The sequence below is a fragment of the Rhodanobacter sp. IGA1.0 genome (genome assembly GCF_040208325.1).
GTDB lineage: Bacteria > Pseudomonadota > Gammaproteobacteria > Xanthomonadales > Rhodanobacteraceae > Rhodanobacter > Rhodanobacter spathiphylli.
In genome coordinates this window covers 1,502,003-1,517,299 of the sequence record NZ_CP157948.1, presented here as the reverse complement: position 1 = coordinate 1,517,299, position 15,297 = coordinate 1,502,003, and the positions used below count along the sequence as shown (strand labels likewise).

The window sequence follows — 15,297 nt, the reverse complement described above, 5'->3', positions numbered from 1 at the left end:
ACCGTTCCGGCCAACACCAAGGATCTGCCATGACTTTCCCGACCCCCATCGCCCTGATCACCGGCGGCAGCCGAGGCCTCGGTCGCAACGCCGCCATCGCCCTGGCCCGCCAGGGCACGGACGTGATCATTACCTTCCGCAGCGGCTTCGACGACGCCCGCTCGGTCGTGGCCGAGATCGAGGCGCTCGGCCGCCGCGCCGCCTGCCTGCAGCTGGATGTGTCTGACGCAAGCGGATTTCCCGGGTTCGCCGGCGCGGTACGCAAGCTCCTCGCCGACCACTGGCAACGCGAGCACTTCGACTTCCTGCTCAACAACGCCGGCATGGGCCTGGTCGCACCCATCGCCGACACCACGCCGGAGCAGTTCGACACGATGATGGCCGTCCATCTGAAAGGCCCGTTCTTCCTGACCCAGGCCTTGCTGCCGTTGATCGCCGATGGCGGCCGCATCATCAACGTCTCCTCCGGCCTGACCCGCTTCGCGCTGCCCGGCTATGCGGCCTACGCCAGCATGAAAGGCGGGGTGGAGGTGCTCACCCGTTACCTGGCCAAGGAACTGGGTGTGCACGGCATCCGGGTCAATACGCTGGCTCCCGGCGCGATCGAAACCGATTTCGGTGGCGGTGCGGTACGCGACAACGCGGCACTCAACGCCTTGATCGCCGGCAACACGGCGCTGGGCCGCGCCGGCTTGCCCGACGACATCGGCGGCGCCGTGGCGGCGCTGCTCGCGCCGGGCAGCGGCTGGATCAACGCGCAGCGCGTGGAGGCTTCGGGCGGCATGTTTCTCTGACGATCGCGGGGATGCCCCCGTCCCGCATCGATGACATCTGCGCTTCACGATCTCGTCGAAACAACTGACAAGCACTGAGAGGTTGTGAGTTTTTCAACCTCGAAGCCCGGCCACGGATGGCCGGACGGAAATCGGTCACGTAAGTGACTGATTCACGTGAGCACGTCCGGGCATGTACCGGACGTGCGATGGAAGAAAACCACAGGAAGTGGTTTTCTTCACGGGCTTTGAGGCGACGGGTGGCCAGGCGTTCCGGCATGGCCATCCGTCGCGATGCTTCATCCCCGGATGCTGACCACCACCTTGCCGCGCGCCTGTCGCTGCTCGATCAAGGCATGGGCTTCGCCGACCGTGGCCAGCTCGAACTGGCGCGCGTCCAGCAGCGGCCTGATCATCCCTGCCTCGGCCAGTCGCGTGGCTTCGCGCAGGATCTCGCCGTGATGCGGCTTGCCTTCGCCGGTCAGCAGGGGCAGCAAGGTGAACACGCCGGAATAGGTGGCGGCCCTGAACGAGAGGGGCGCCAGCGCGTGCGTACCCCAACCCAGCGAGCTGACCACGTGGCCGAAACGCGCCACGGCCCTGAACGACGCATCCAGGCTCGCGCCGCCGGCGGTGTCATACACCACGTCGAAACCGCGACCGGCCGTATGGACGGCTATCTGTTCTTCGACCGGCATCTGCTCGTGGTCGATCGGTGTCGCGCCCAGTTGCTGGCTGATGCTGCCGCGCGCCGCGGTGTCCGTGGCGAAAACGGTCGCGCCGAAAGCACGGGCAATCTGGATCGCCATGCTGCCCACGCCGCCCGCGCCGCCTTGCACCAGCACGTTCTGGCCAGCGCCTACGTGAGCGCGGTCCACCAGGCCTTCCCACGCGGTGATGAAGACCAGCGGCAGCGAGGCCGTCTCGCGCATGCTGAAGTGCGCGGGCTTGAGCGCCAGCAGGCTGGCATCCACGGCCGCATATTCGGCCAGCGAACCCTGCACGCCACCGACACCGCCAGTCATGCCATAGACCTCGTCACCCACCCGAAAGCCGGTGACGCCCGCACCCAGCGCGACGACGACGCCGGCCATGTCGATGCCCAGGATCGCCGGCAGCGGATGACGGGCGTGTTCGGCGGCACCGCTGCGGATCTTCAGGTCCAGCGGATTGACGCCACTGGCCATGATGCGCACCAGCACCTGGCCCGCCTGCGGCACGGGCCGGGCGATGCTGGTCAGGCGGAACGGAGCACCGTGGTTTTCAAGAACGGCGGCTTGCATGGAGGAAGCGATGGTCATGGCGTACTCGGCGTGGGAGGAAGTGATCGCCAAGTTACGCCCGCCAATTGCGTCTGAAAATCCAAGATTCTGCACGTCCTCCATGCATAATTGCATGAGTCCCAACCGGGCTTCCCAACGAGGTGCCGCGATGGAATGGAGCGATCTGCGTGTCTTCCTGGCCATCGCACGCGAGGGCACGCTCGGTGCCGCCGCGCGCAAGCTGGGACAAACCCAGCCCACCATGGGCCGCCGGTTGCAGGCGCTGGAAAACGCCGTGGGACACAAGCTGTTCCAGCGCACCTCGGAAGGTTTCGTGCTCACCGACGAGGGGGCGGCGGTACTCAACCACGCCGAACGCATCGAGGACGAAGCACTCGCGTTCCAGCGTCAGCTGGCCGGCCAGGAACGGCAACTTGACGGCCTGCTGCGGATTACCGCCTCGGACTGGTTCGCCGAACACCTGCTGACACCGGTCATCGCGGAATTCGCTCGGGCCTATCCGCGCGTCACCGTCGAACTGCTGACCGACACGCGCTTCCTCAGCCTGTCACGCCGCGAAGCCGACCTGGCGTTTCGCATCAGGCCGTTCGACGAACCCGACATCGTGTCGCGCAAGCTGCTGCACATGCCGTACGGCGCCTATACGGCCGCCGACTATCCCCCGCCCCGCGCCGGCGATGGCGAAGGTGCCTTGCTGATCACCATGGACAGCGCCTTCGGCAACATGCCCGACGTCGCGTGGTTGCAGCGCGTGCTCCCGAATGCCCGCGTGGCGTTTCGCAGCAACGCGCGCGCCGTGCAGGCAAGAATGTGCATGCAGGGTGCCGGCGTCGCGGTCCTGCCGCTCCCGCTTGGCGACGCGCTCGCCGGCTTGCGGCGCATCGACCTGGGCGAAGACCCGCCGGCGCGCGAGACCTGGATTGGCTATCACCGCGACATGCGACGACTGGCGCGGCTGAGGGCGTTGCTGGATCTGGTGGTGGCGCGGCTGGCCGATTGAGATCGGCAACACGACGATGCGCCCGCATCCCTACCCGTCACGATGCCGGTCAGCCAGCACGTTCACCGCATCCCCAAGCGACAGTCCGCGTGCCCGCAACGCCACGGTGAGATGGAACAGCAGGTCCGCCGCTTCGCCAAGCAACTCGTCATCTCCCTGCGCCACCGCCGCCAGCGCCGTCTCGACGCCCTCCTCGCCCACCTTCTGCGCGATGCGGCGAATGCCGCCGTCGAACAGCCTGGTGGTGTAGCTGCCCTCGGGGCGTTCGGCGTGCCGCTGCGCCACCAGCGCATCGAGTTCGGCGAGAAAGCCCAGCGGCGGGCGCATGTCGGCGCCGTCGCCGAAGCAGCTGGAGGTGCCGGTGTGGCAGGTGGGGCCGCGCGGGTCGGCCCGGATCAGCAAGGTGTCGGCGTCGCAGTCGATGCGGAGCGATTTCAGCACGAGCACGTGACCCGAGCTTTCGCCCTTGGTCCACAGCCGCTGCTTGCTGCGGCTGTAAAAAGTGACGTGGCCGCTGCGCTGCGTTTCGGCCAGCGCCGCGGCCGTCATGTAGCCCAGCATCAGCACTTCGCCGCTGAGCCAATGCTGCACGATCGCCGGCAGCAGGCCATCGCCCTTGGCCCAGTCGAGGCGGCTGGTATCGGTGTTGTCGCTCATCGTTGCTTCCTCGTGGCTCACCGGCGCACCGCTACGCCACATTCGTGCAGGTAATGCTTGAGTGCGGGGATGGCGATGGCACCGGAGTGGAACACGCTGGCGGCCAGCGCGCCGTCGACGTCGGCGTCGACGAAGGCATCGCGGAAATGTTCCGGCGCGCCGGCGCCGCCGGAAGCGATCAGCGGCACCTGGCAGATCACCCGGGCGGCGGAAAGTTGTTCGAGGTCATAGCCCGCGCGCACGCCGTCGCTGCCCATGCAGTTCAGCACGATCTCGCCGGCGCCCCGCCGCTGCGCCTCGACCATCCAGTCCAGCGTGCGGCGTGCCAGTGCCCGGGTTTTCGTGGGGTCACCGGTGTACTGGCGCACGCGCCATTCGCCGTCGGCGTCGCGCAGCGAGTCGATGCCGACCACCACGCACTGCACGCCGAACGCGGCAGCCAGTTCGTCGATCAGCGCGGGGCGTTCCAGCGCGGGCGAGTTCACCGAGATCTTGTCGGCGCCGGCGTGCAGCACGGCGCGGGCCTCGTCGACCGAGCGGATGCCGCCGGCGACGCAGAACGGAATGTCGATCACGCGTGCGACCTTCTCGACCCAGCCACGATCCACTCCGCGTCCCTCGGGACTGGCGGTGATGTCGTAGAACACCAGTTCGTCGGCGCCCTCGTCGCGATAACGCAGCGCGAGATCGACGATCTCGCCCATCACCACGTGATCGCGAAAACGGACGCCCTTGACCACCTGGCCGTCGCGCACGTCGAGACAGGGAATGATGCGGCGGCTCAGCATGTGAGTGCGTCTTCCAGCGAGAAGCGTGCTTCGAGCAGCGCGCGTCCAAGGATCACCGCCTTCGCGCCGGCTTCGCGCGCGGCGCGAATGTCGGCCAGCGAGCGCACGCCGCCCGACGCTTGCAGATCAAGCTCGGGAACGCGATCGGTGAGGTGCCGATACAACTCGAGATTGAAACCGGCGAGCATGCCGTCGCGCTCGATGTCGGTGCACAACAGATGGCGTGCGCCATGTTCGGCGTACCAGGGCGCCAACTCGTCCAGTGTGGCTGCCTCGACCTCGGTCCAGCCGGCGCTTGGCAGCAGCCAGTCATTGCCGACACGGCGGGTGTCCAGCGCCAGGACGATGCGTTCGCTGCCGAATGCCTCGAGCCAGCCAGCGACGCGTTCCCGATCGCGAATGGCCACGCTGCCCAGCACCACGCGCCGAACCCCCACGTCGAACAATCGCCGCAAGTCGGCCTCGTCACGCACGCCACCACCGGCCTGAACATCGATGCCGTGATCGGCAATCGCCTTGATCACGGCCAGGTTGTCCAGGTTGCCCGAACGCGCACCGTCGAGATCGACGACATGCAGCCAGTGCGCGCCGGCATGCAGGTAACGCAGCGCCAGCTCCCGCGGATCGAGCGCATATGTGGTCTGCTGGGCGTAGTCGCCCTGGCGCAGGCGCACCACGCGTCCTTCGCGCAGGTCGATGGCGGGAATGATGTGGAAGCTCATAGGCTGAGGAAATTCCGCAGGAGCCTCGCGCCGACAGCGGCGGAGCGCTCGGGGTGGAACTGCATGCCGTGGAAATTCCCACGGGCCACGATGGCCGAAAACTCATCGGCGTGTCCGCTGCTGGCGAGGGTGTAGTCCCCCGTCGGCACCGCGTAGCTGTGCACGAAGTAGGCCTGCTCGCCGTCATCGAGCCCGGCCAGCAACGGATGTTTCTGCCGGATCGATAACGTGTTCCAGCCCATGTGCGGCACGCGCAGGCCGGGGGCATCGACGAAGCGGCGCACCGGCGCGGGAATCACGCCGAGGCATGCCGTGTCGCCCTCCTCCGAATGCGCGCACAGCAACTGCATGCCCAGGCACACGCCGAGCACCGGCTGGGTCAACCCGCGCAAAACCTCGACCAGGCCCAGCTCGCGCAACCGCGCCATGCCGGGGCCGGCCGCGCCGACCCCGGGCAGGATCACCTTGTCGGCACGGCGGATCGTCGTTGCGTCGGAAGTCAGCGCCGCATCCACGCCGAGCCGCTGCAGCGCATAGCGCACCGAACCGATATTGGTACCGCCCGCGTCGACCAGCACCACGCTCATTACAGCGCACCCTTGGTGCTGGGCAGCTCGCTGCCTTCGCGGCGCAACGCCTGGCGCAAGCTGCGCGCCACCACCTTGAAGCAGGCCTCGACCATGTGATGCGCGTTGTCGCCGCGTACGCTCAGGTGCAGGTTTGCACCCAGCGTTTCGCACAGCGAGCGGAAGAAATGCGGCACCAGTTCGGTCGGCACCTCGCCCACGCGCTCGCGGGGAAAGCTGCCTTCGAACACGAAGCAGGGACGGCCGGACAAATCGAGCGCCGCGCTGGCTTGCGCCTCGTCCATCGGCAAGGTGAAGCCGTAACGGCCGATGCCGCGCTTGTCGCCCAGCGCCTGCTTCAGCGCCTGGCCCAGCGCCAGTGCACAGTCCTCGATGGTGTGGTGTTCATCGATGTGGGTGTCGCCAGCGCAGGCCAGCTCCAGCGCGAAGCCGCCGTGCTTGCCGATCTGCTCCAGCATGTGGTCGAAGAAGCCCAGGCCGGTATGTGCCTTCGGTTCGGCCACGCGATCGAGATCCACGCTGACGGTGATGCGGGTTTCCTTCGTGTTGCGCACCACCGTGGCGGTACGCGGCGCGTCGAGCAGTTCGTGGGCGAGCGCCTCCCAGCTCACCCCGTGCGGACCGACGCGACAGCCGCGCACGCCGAGGTTGGCGGCGAACTGCAGGTCGGTCTCGCGATCGCCGACCATCGCCGAGGCGGCCCGGCTCCAGCCGTCATCGGCCAGGTAATGGCGCGCCAGGCCGATGCCGGGCTTGCGCGTGTCCAGGCCTTCATGCGGGAAACTGCGGTCGATCAGCACCTCGCGGAAGCGGATGCCTTGCGAGGCGAGGATGTTCAGCAGCAATTCGTGCGGCCCGCTGAAGTCGGCCTCCGGGAAGCTGTCCGTGCCCAGGCCATCCTGATTGGTGACCATCACCAGTTCATAGCCGGCCGCCATGAAGCGCTGCAGCGCGGCGATCACGCCCGGCAGCAAGGCCAGCTTCGCGTAGCTGTCGACCTGCTCGTCGGCCGGTTCCTCGATCAGGCAGCCGTCGCGGTCGACGAAGAGAAGTTTTGTCTGCTTCATGCCGATCCTCCGGAGAAACCCCGATCCTGCGCAGCCCCCTCCAGAACGGCGAGCATCCGGTCATTCTCGGCCGGCGCGCCGATGGTGATGCGCAGGGCGTCACCCAGCTTCGGATAGCGCCGCACGTCGCGCACCACCACACCGGCGGCCAGCAGGCGCTGGTAGGTCGCGCCGGCATCGGCGAAGCGCACGGCGAGGAAATTCGCCTGCGAGGGCAGCACGGCGCGGACGCAGGCCAGCGCAGCCAACGCGCCGCGCACCCGTTCGTGCTCGTTGCGCAGCACCGCCAGGTGTTCGCGCGCCTGCGCCTGCCCCGCTTCCGAAAGCGCAGCCATCGCAACGGCCACGCACGGCAGCGGCACGGGATAGGGCGGCATGATCCGCCGCAGCAGCGAGATAACCGCGGGATTGGCCAGCAGGCAGCCGATGCGGGCGCCGGCCAGCGCCCAGGCCTTGGACAGCGTGCGCAGCACGGCGAGGCCTTCGTAGCGATCGATGAGATCGGCCACGCTGCGCTCGAAGGCAAACTCGATGTACGCCTCGTCCACCACCAGCAGGGCGCGCCCGTCGAGCTGCTGCAGCAGACGCTCGACATCTTCGCGTGGCACGCACTGGCCGCTGGGATTGTTCGGCGTGCAGACGAAAATCAGCTTCACCGCGGGCGTGACCGCGGCGAGCACCGCATCCACGTCCAGCGTGAAGTCATCCGCCAGCGGCACTTCGACCACTGCCGCGTTCTGGATACGGGCGCAGACGCCGTACATGCCGAAGGTCGGTGGCTGGATCAGCACCGCGTCCTCGCCCGCTCGACAGAACGCGCGAATCAGCAGATCGATGGCCTCGTCACTGCCGCGGCCGACCAGCAGTTGCTCGTGGCGCACGCCGTACAGCGCGGCCAGGGTTGCCACCAGGGCCGCCGGTTGCGGTTCCGGGTAACGATTGCAGCCCAGGCCATCGTCGCCCGGCGGCGGCCAGGCCGATTCATTCGCGTTGAGGAAAACCTGGCCGCCACTGGCCTCCATGCGCGCCGAGGAATACGGCTGCATCGCGCGGATCTCCGGCCGGGCCAGCTCGAGCACGCTCATGCCAGGGCCTCCAGTCGCAGGGTCACGGCGCGGCGGTGCGCCTCCAGTTGCTCGGCCGCCGCCAGCGTCGCGGTGCACGGGCCGATCTGGCGCAGGCCGTCGGCAGAGACTTCCTGCACGCTGATCTGCTTCTGGAAACTGGCCACCGACACGCCGCTGTAGCTGCGCGCGTGACCGTACGTGGGCAGCACGTGGTTGCTGCCGCTGCAGTAGTCGCCGACGGATTCCGGGGTCCACTGGCCGAGGAAGATCGAGCCGGCGCTGTCGATGCGATCGAGCAGCGCGCGCGGCTCGGCAACCTGGAGGATCAGGTGTTCGGGTGCGTAGCGGTTGCTCACCTCGACCGCCTGCGCCAGCGATTCGACCAGGATCAGCCGGCTCTGCGCCAAGGCCTGCCGCGCCACGTCGGCGCGCGGCAAGGCAGCGCACTGCCGCTCGACTTCCGCCGCCACCCTGGCCAGCAGATCGGCCGACGGACTGAGCAGGATCACCTGGGAATCCGGCCCGTGCTCGGCCTGCGACAGCAGATCGGCGGCGACGAACACGGGGTTCGCATCGGCATCGGCGATCACCAGCACTTCGGACGGCCCGGCCGGCATGTCGATCGCGGCGCCATCCGGGTCGGACGACACCTGCAGCTTCGCCTCGGTGACCCAGGCGTTGCCGGGGCCAAACAGCTTGTCGCACTTCGGCACGCTGGCCGTGCCATAGGCCATCGCGGCAATCGCCTGCGCACCGCCGAGCTTGAACACCTTGTGCACGCCGGTGAGGCGCGCGGCATACAAGACGGCCTCGTCGCACCGGCCATCGGCGCGCGCTGGCGAGCACAGCACCACGTCGTGGCAACCGGCGATCCGCGCCGGCACACCCAGCATCAGCGCCGTCGACGGCAACGGCGCACTGCCGGCCGGCACGTAGAGGCCGACGCGGCTGATCGGCCGCAATATCCGCTCCACCCTCACGCCGATGGCAGTGTCCACCGCGACCGGCTGCGGTGCGGCCGCACGGTGGAACAAATCGATGCGCGCGGCCGCTTCGCGAATCGCGGCCTTCAGTACCGAATCCAGCGCCGCTTCGGCCGCGGCGAACTCGGACTCGTCGACTTCGATCGCCTCCAGCGCGCAGCGGTCGTACTTCGCACTGAGTCCACGCAACGCGGTGTCGCCACCTTCGCGCACGATGGCGATGATCCGTTCGACACCGCCACGCAGTTCGTCGGCACGCGCCTGCGCCGGGCGCGCCAGTGCCTCGCGGCGGGAGGCTTCGTCCATTCGGTTCCAGGCCAGGCTTTTCATGCAAGCATCTTCTCCACCGGCAGCACGAACATCTCGCGCGCGCCGGCCTTCTTGATCTCTTCCAGTTGCCGCCAGCTGACCTCGCCGGCGCACAGCGCCTGCAGCATCAGCTGGTCCGGCTGGCCGGCCACCGGCAGCAGGGTCGGCTGCGGTCCGCCGGGCAACAGCCGGGTCACCGCGTCCAGCGTGTGGCGCGAGGTCTGCAGCAGCAGCAACCGCGATTCACGCACCTGGATCACGCCATCCAGCCGCTTCAGCAGCAGCTCCAGCATGTCGCCGCGTTCGTCCACCGGCAGGGTCAGCGGACCGGCCAGCACCGCTTCGCTTTCCAGCAGCACGTCGGTTTCGCGCAACTGGTTCGCCACCAGGGTGCCGCCGCTCTGGACCAGGTCGCAGATCGCGTCGGCGGTGCCCAGCTTCGGCGCAATCTCGACCGAACCGGCCAGGGTCACCACGCCCGCATCGATGCCGCGGCTGCGCAGCCACTCGCCGAGCAGGCCGGGATACGAGGTGGCGATGCGGGTGCCGGCCAGATCCTTCGGCGCTTCGTACGCCATGTCCTGGGGCACCGCGATCGACAGGCGGCAGCGGCCGAAACCGAGTGGCCGCAACTCGTCCAGCGGCTCGCCGTCACGCCCGGCGGTGAGCTGGAACTCGCCCAGCACGTTGCGCCCGACGATGCCGAGATCGCACACGCCCTGGGCGATCAGCCCGGGAATGTCGTCGTCGCGCACCAGCAGCAGATCGACCGGCTCGCCTTCGCCGAAGCAGAACAGCTTGTCGCGGCTTTGCCGGAAAGTCAGTCCGCAACGGGTCAGCAGGTCCAGCGCCGGCTCGGTCAGTCGGCCGGATTTCTGCATCGCGATGCGCAGGCGGTCACGCGGCTTCATGCCTTTCTCCTTGCCAGATGGGCCTGCTTCCTGGCCGCCCGGGCTGCCGCGGCCAGATAGCCACCGCTGCCCTGGTTGAGGTAGCGCGCGACCCGCCCAATGGTGGTGATGCTGACCGCAGTGCGCTCGTGGATCTCGCGGTACGGCACGCCTTCGAGCAGGTATGGCACCACCCGCCAGCGATCGACCAGCACTTCAAGTTCGGCGGGCGTACAAAGGTCGCTGAGAAAGGCGCCCATCTCCTCGCTGTTGCGCAGGGACAGCAAGGCCTCGCAGAGACTCTGCTCGGCGGAGCCGGGCGGGGATTCGGGATCGAGCGATCGTCGCTTCATAATGTACTAACGCGTTAACACAATGGATCGCATCATACATGGCAGACGACCACGCGGCAAACCCCCGTCGAACCCCTGCCCTGACGGTTCAGCCAGCAGCCGGTCTCTTCCCGATTCCCGGATCTCCAAAAGCAAAAACCCCCGCCGAGGCGGGGGTTTTCTTGCAGCAATGCCGGGCGAAGCTGGCTCAGGCCGACTTCTTCTTCGGCGCCGCCTTCTTGGCCGCGGCCGGCTTGGTCACGGTCGGCTTGGCACCAACCACGGCCGGCAGCGCGCCGTGTGCACGGGTATTGCCGTAGCTGCCGCGGTAGGTCTTGCCGCGACGGGTCTTGCGATCGCCCTTACCCATGGGAACTCCTTGATTTATTGGATGAACGGCCTGCCATCATAGCAGTGTCCCGGTACGGCGGGATAGTCAGCGATGGCCATGTCCGGCACAGTCCGCGGACGGGTCGGCACATGCCCCGGGATCGATCTGCACGGTCACGTGGCGGATCTCGAAACGCTCCAGCAACAGGCGCTTGATCGACTGCAGCACCAGGGCGCCGTCCGCCTGCTCGTCCAGCTCGGCATGCACGGTCGCCATGCGCGACCCCGAGGCGAGCTGCCACACGTGCAGGTGGTGGATGTCGCGGATGCCCGGCGCCGCCGTGCGCAGCGAGCGCTCCATCTCGGTCGTGTCCAGGCCGTCGGGCACGCCTTCCAGCAGGATGTGCGCGGACTTCCGCAGCAAGCGCCACGCACTGTTCAGGATCAGCAGCGAGACCAGCAGCGACAGCAGCGGATCGGCCCACAACCAGTCCAACCAGCGGATCGCCAGCGCCGCCAGCACCGCCGCCAGCGAACCCAGCAGGTCGCCAAGCACGTGCAGGCTGGCGCCGGCGAGATTGACGTCGTCATGCGCATGTCCGTGCAGGGTGCGCAGCACCAGCGCATTGACCAGCAGACCGGCGACGGCGACCACCAGCATCACGCCGGAAAGGATCTGGCCCGGATGGCGCAGGCGCATCACCGCCTCCCATGCGATCCACGCCACCAGCACGAACTGGCTCAGTGCGTTGACGAAACCGGCCAGCACTTCCATCCGGCCATAACCGTAGCTGCGCCTGGCATCGGCGGGTCGGGTGGCCATCCACGCACCAACCACGGCCAGCAACAGGGCCAGCGTGTCGACCATCATGTGCGCTGCATCGGCCAGCAGGGCCAGCGAGCCGGACCACAGCCCCCCGATCACCTCGACGATCATCATGATGCCGGTCAACACCAGCGCCAGCAGGAGTTTGCGACTGTTTCCGGCGCCTGCGGCGCCGTGGTCGTGGTCGTGGGCGCCGCCCCCGGCATGCTTCGCCTGATGCGCGTGATCATGGCGACGGCCGTGGGAATGGTCGTGAGAATGGTCGTGGTGCGGCATGTTCATCCCCGCATGCTAGGAACGGGCTTCGCCGTTACACAATCACCCGTGATCAATGCGCGCACTGCGGACCGTGCTCGTGAACGCTGTCGCCGAGGCTGTCCAGCCGCAGGTTGGCGAAGTGCGCCGCCGCCAGCAGCATGCCGCCGCAAGTCACCAGCACGCTGTGCAGGATCGGCGAACCCAGGTCGATGAAGGCGATGCCGAGCAGCAGCAGCGACAGTCCCGGCACCGCCAGGCGCAGCGGCAGGCTGCGCCGGTGCCGACGAAAACCGCGCACCAGCACCAGCGATGCCAGCACGCAGGCGCACAGCACGAAGATGCGCTCGAAGCGGTGGTCGGCCAGGAATTCCAGGCCGATCAGCGGCAGCAGGGCCAGCACGAACGGCAGCAAGGCGCAGTGGATCGCGCACAGGAACGAGGCCATCGCGCCAACGCGATCGGCCAGGTGCCACCAGCGGGATTTGTTCGACTGCTCGGGATTCATCGATTGACCCGGCGCCGCCCGACGGGGCGACTCCATGTCCGGTGACCACATGTTACTTTATAACACTTCGCTTCGCCAGCCCCGAAGAAGCACCTCAGCCCTTGCGGCAGTTCCGGCAGGTGCCGTGCACTTCCAGGGTCTGCGCCTGCGGCCGAAACCCCAGCGCCTTCGCCTGCGCCTCGATCAGGTCCGCCACCCGCTCGTCGCAAACTTCCTGCGCGCTGGAGCAGACGTCGCAGATCAGGAACGGCACTTGGTGCGCCTCGGCCGGGTGATGGCAGGAAACAAAGGCGTTGATCGATTCCAGCTTGTGGATGAAGCCGTTCTCGAGCAGGAAGTCGAGCGCGCGGTAGACGGTGGGCGGCGCCGCATTGCCGTGCTTCTCGCGCAACTGGTCGAGCAGGTCATAGGCCTTCACCGGCTTGTGCGCGGCGGCGATCAGTTCCAGCACTTCCTTGCGCAGCGGGGTGAGGCGCAGACCGCGCTCCTCGCTGGCATGCTCCACGGCACGCACGAAGCCCTTCGCGTCGTCGTGGTGGTGCGCGTGGCGCGGATGGTTGTTGGCGGCGTCGTGGCTCAAGATGTCACCTCATGGGGATCATACACCGCTACCTGCGTGGTACCGGGCGGCGGCCCTGTGGCAGCGGCGGTGGCTTCGCCAGTGGCGGCCGGCGGGACTTGCGCAGGATCACGATCCAGCCGATCGGCCCCAGCACCCAGGCCCAGACGATGCTTTCCAGCAGGCGTCCGCGCCACCAGCCCAGCAAGGCTCCCACCGCGACAAACAGCAGGTTCCACCAGAACATGGCTGCCCACGGCAGCATATTCAACAGGTTGAAGAAGACGTGCCAGAACGCGCCCGGTGCGTCGGGATCGACGCCGTGGGTGGCCCTGGCCAGCCATTCGTCCATGCCGCGCTCAGTGCGCCATCGACCGAAGCCGCATCAGCCGCGGGCCATCGCGATGGCGGCGTCGATGCGCCTGAGCGCCTCGGCGCGACCGGCCAGATAGAGGGTCTGATCGATCGACGGCGATACCTGGGTGCCGGTGATCGCCACCCGCAACGGCTGGGCGATCTTGCCCATGCCCAGTTCCAGCTTCGCCGCCACCTGCTCGATCACCTGGTGGATCGGCCCGGGCTGCCATTCGCATTCGGCCAGCAGCAACTTCGCCGCTTCCAGCACGGTCGGCGCACTGTCGTTCTTCAGGTGCTTGGCGACGGCCTTGTCGTCCCACTCGGTGATCGGGCCGTACCAGATCGCCGCGCGCTCGGTCATTTCCTTCAGCGTGTGCACCCGGTCGCGCAAGGCCACGATGACGTCGACCGGCGCGGGGCCCTGGCTGAAATCGATGCCGGCGCGCTGCAGGTGCCATTCGAACTCGGCCGCCAGCGACTGCGGCTCGTCGGTCTTCAGATAATGCTGGTTGAGCCAGGCCAGCTTCTCGGTGTCGAAACGCGAGGCGGCCTTGTTGCAGTGGCCGATGTCGAACAGCGCAATCATCTCCTCGCGCGAGAAGATTTCCTGGTCGCCATGCGACCAGCCCAGCCGCACCAGGTAGTTGAGGATCGCGTGAGGCAGGAAGCCGTCGGCGCGATAGTCCATCACGCTGACCGCGCTGGTGCGCTTGGACAGCTTCTTGCCTTCCTTGTCCAGGATCATCGGCAGATGCGCGAACTCCGGCACCGGCGCGCCCAACGCCTTGTAGATGTTGATCTGGCGTGGCGTGTTGTTGACGTGGTCGTCGCCACGGATCACCTCGGTGATGCCCATGTCGATGTCGTCGACCACCACGGCGAAGTTGTAGGTCGGCCAGCCGTCGGAGCGGAAGATCACCAGATCGTCCAGCTCGGTGTTGGCCCACTCGATGCGGCCCTTCACCTTGTCCTCGAACACCACCGAACCCTCGTGCGGGTTGCGGAAGCGGATCACCCGGTTGGGGTCTTCGCGGAAAGGCTCGTTGCGGTCGCGGTAGTGACCGTTGTAGCGGGGCTTCTCGCCCGCCGCCATCGCGGCCTCGCGCATCGCCTCGATTTCGGCCTTGCTCTCGTAGGCGTAGTAGGCGTGGCCGGCGGCGAGCAGCTGGTCGGCAACCTCCTTGTAACGCTGCAGTCGCTGGGTCTGGTAGAACGGACCCTCGTCGGCGTCCAGATCCAGCCAGTGCATGGCGTCGAGAATCGCCTGCACGGCCTCGTCGGTGGAACGCTCGCGATCGGTGTCCTCGATGCGCAGGATGAATTCACCGCCGCGACGGCGCGATTCGAGCCAGCAATAAAGCGCAGTGCGCGCACCGCCGATGTGCAGGAAACCGGTGGGGCTGGGGGCGAAGCGGGTGCGTACGGTCATCGGGATATCGGCAGCGAAGGCGAAGCTGCCGATTTTAACCGATCTGCGACACCCGTCCGCGCCTGATCACTTGACGTGGATGGTGATCCTCTTCGACACCAGCGCCGGCTTGAACGGCACGTGATGCTGGTCGCCCAGTTCCAGTTGCAGCGTATGCGTTCCCGGCGCGAGCTTCAGCGTGGCCTGGGTCTGGCCACCGCCGAAGTGGATGTGGTTGGCATCGGCGGGAATCGGCTGGCCCGCGGCGGGCAGATCCTTCACGTCGACCAGCAGGTGGTGGTGGCCGGTGTGCTCCTTGCCGATGCCGGCCGGCGCCACGCCCATGCCCTTCAGGCCGAATCGCACGGTGACTTCCTGACCCACGGTGGCGCCATCGACGGGCGAGATGATGTAGACCTCCGCACCGGCCGGCGCGGCCGTGGCGGGCAGGACGGGAGCATCGGCGGCGACCGCGGTGGCGGTCAGGCCCGTCAGCGCCAGGGCAAGCAGGATGCGTTTCATCGTCGGTCTCCAGCGGAAGAAAACAGGCTTCAGTGTAAGCACCACGTCATGCCTCCGCCATGCCGTCGCAACGC

The 15,297-nt window shown here is 67.6% G+C and carries 19 protein-coding genes; 2 read left to right on the top strand and 17 right to left on the bottom strand.

Annotated features, from left to right (window positions below):
- The first annotated feature begins 29 nt into the window (after positions 1-29).
- Positions 30-794 carry an SDR family oxidoreductase gene (locus tag ABNK63_RS06805; protein ID WP_007805056.1) on the top strand — a complete coding sequence of 255 codons (765 nt, stop codon included), beginning with the start codon at positions 30-32 and terminating at the stop codon, positions 792-794.
- 278 nt (positions 795-1,072) lie between these two features.
- On the opposite strand, the gene ABNK63_RS06800 is transcribed toward ABNK63_RS06805, so the two are convergent.
- Entirely contained in the window at positions 1,073-2,074 is a 1,002-nt protein-coding gene (locus ABNK63_RS06800; RefSeq protein ID WP_007805054.1) for a zinc-dependent alcohol dehydrogenase family protein, read from the bottom strand.
- Between ABNK63_RS06800 and ABNK63_RS06795 the strand changes: the two genes are divergently transcribed.
- Positions 2,067-3,056: a LysR family transcriptional regulator gene (locus ABNK63_RS06795; protein WP_350017022.1), complete on the top strand. Its 990-nt coding sequence runs from the start codon at positions 2,067-2,069 to the stop codon at positions 3,054-3,056. The two genes, ABNK63_RS06800 and ABNK63_RS06795, sit on opposite strands and share 8 nt — an antisense overlap.
- A 30-nt stretch (positions 3,057-3,086) precedes the next feature.
- On the opposite strand, the gene hisIE is transcribed toward ABNK63_RS06795, so the two are convergent.
- The 16 genes from hisIE to ABNK63_RS06715 form a co-directional block, all read right to left on the bottom strand.
- Positions 3,087-3,713: a bifunctional phosphoribosyl-AMP cyclohydrolase/phosphoribosyl-ATP diphosphatase HisIE gene (hisIE, locus tag ABNK63_RS06790; RefSeq protein WP_007805050.1), complete on the bottom strand. Its 627-nt coding sequence runs from the start codon at positions 3,711-3,713 to the stop codon at positions 3,087-3,089.
- A gap of 17 nt (positions 3,714-3,730) precedes the next feature.
- Positions 3,731-4,501, bottom strand: a complete 771-nt coding sequence (gene hisF / locus ABNK63_RS06785) for an imidazole glycerol phosphate synthase subunit HisF (protein WP_007805048.1) — start codon at positions 4,499-4,501, stop codon at positions 3,731-3,733.
- Complete coding sequence (gene hisA / locus ABNK63_RS06780) at positions 4,495-5,223, bottom strand: 1-(5-phosphoribosyl)-5-[(5-phosphoribosylamino)methylideneamino]imidazole-4-carboxamide isomerase (protein WP_007805046.1); 729 nt, start codon at positions 5,221-5,223, stop codon at positions 4,495-4,497. The genes hisF and hisA overlap by 7 nt, the downstream gene beginning before the upstream one ends.
- Complete coding sequence (gene hisH, locus ABNK63_RS06775) at positions 5,220-5,810, bottom strand: imidazole glycerol phosphate synthase subunit HisH (protein ID WP_007805044.1); 591 nt, start codon at positions 5,808-5,810, stop codon at positions 5,220-5,222. The genes hisA and hisH overlap by 4 nt, the downstream gene beginning before the upstream one ends.
- Positions 5,810-6,877: a bifunctional histidinol-phosphatase/imidazoleglycerol-phosphate dehydratase HisB gene (gene hisB / locus ABNK63_RS06770; RefSeq protein ID WP_350017021.1), complete on the bottom strand. Its 1,068-nt coding sequence runs from the start codon at positions 6,875-6,877 to the stop codon at positions 5,810-5,812. The genes hisH and hisB overlap by 1 nt, the downstream gene beginning before the upstream one ends.
- Positions 6,874-7,962, bottom strand: a complete 1,089-nt coding sequence (gene hisC, locus ABNK63_RS06765) for a histidinol-phosphate transaminase (RefSeq protein WP_007805040.1) — start codon at positions 7,960-7,962, stop codon at positions 6,874-6,876. Before hisC ends, hisB begins: the two co-directional genes overlap by 4 nt.
- On the bottom strand, positions 7,959-9,257 hold the full coding sequence (gene hisD / locus ABNK63_RS06760; protein WP_350017020.1) for a histidinol dehydrogenase: 1,299 nt from the start codon (positions 9,255-9,257) through the stop codon (positions 7,959-7,961). Before hisD ends, hisC begins: the two co-directional genes overlap by 4 nt.
- Positions 9,254-10,147: an ATP phosphoribosyltransferase gene (hisG, locus tag ABNK63_RS06755; protein ID WP_007805037.1), complete on the bottom strand. Its 894-nt coding sequence runs from the start codon at positions 10,145-10,147 to the stop codon at positions 9,254-9,256. Before hisG ends, hisD begins: the two co-directional genes overlap by 4 nt.
- Positions 10,144-10,479 (bottom strand): YerC/YecD family TrpR-related protein, encoded by a 336-nt coding sequence (locus ABNK63_RS06750; RefSeq protein ID WP_040672678.1) that lies wholly within the window; start codon positions 10,477-10,479, stop codon positions 10,144-10,146. Before ABNK63_RS06750 ends, hisG begins: the two co-directional genes overlap by 4 nt.
- A gap of 187 nt (positions 10,480-10,666) precedes the next feature.
- Positions 10,667-10,828 carry a 30S ribosomal protein THX gene (locus tag ABNK63_RS06745; protein WP_007805033.1) on the bottom strand — a complete coding sequence of 54 codons (162 nt, stop codon included), beginning with the start codon at positions 10,826-10,828 and terminating at the stop codon, positions 10,667-10,669.
- A gap of 66 nt (positions 10,829-10,894) precedes the next feature.
- Positions 10,895-11,896, bottom strand: coding sequence for a cation diffusion facilitator family transporter (locus ABNK63_RS06740; RefSeq protein WP_007805031.1), 1,002 nt, complete (start codon positions 11,894-11,896; stop codon positions 10,895-10,897).
- A 46-nt stretch (positions 11,897-11,942) separates the two neighbouring features.
- Positions 11,943-12,377, bottom strand: coding sequence for a MerC domain-containing protein (locus tag ABNK63_RS06735; protein WP_007805029.1), 435 nt, complete (start codon positions 12,375-12,377; stop codon positions 11,943-11,945).
- A 94-nt stretch (positions 12,378-12,471) separates the two neighbouring features.
- Positions 12,472-12,957, bottom strand: coding sequence for a transcriptional repressor (locus tag ABNK63_RS06730; protein WP_007805027.1), 486 nt, complete (start codon positions 12,955-12,957; stop codon positions 12,472-12,474).
- Positions 12,958-12,985: 28 nt separating this feature from the next.
- A complete protein-coding gene (locus tag ABNK63_RS06725; protein WP_007805025.1) occupies positions 12,986-13,288 on the bottom strand; it encodes a hypothetical protein in 303 nt (100 codons plus the stop codon).
- Between the two features lie 33 nt (positions 13,289-13,321).
- Positions 13,322-14,722 (bottom strand): glutamate--tRNA ligase, encoded by a 1,401-nt coding sequence (gene gltX / locus ABNK63_RS06720; RefSeq protein WP_350017019.1) that lies wholly within the window; start codon positions 14,720-14,722, stop codon positions 13,322-13,324.
- Between the two features lie 66 nt (positions 14,723-14,788).
- Positions 14,789-15,223, bottom strand: a complete 435-nt coding sequence (locus ABNK63_RS06715) for a DUF4399 domain-containing protein (protein WP_007805023.1) — start codon at positions 15,221-15,223, stop codon at positions 14,789-14,791.
- Between the last annotated feature and the right edge of the window lie 74 nt (positions 15,224-15,297).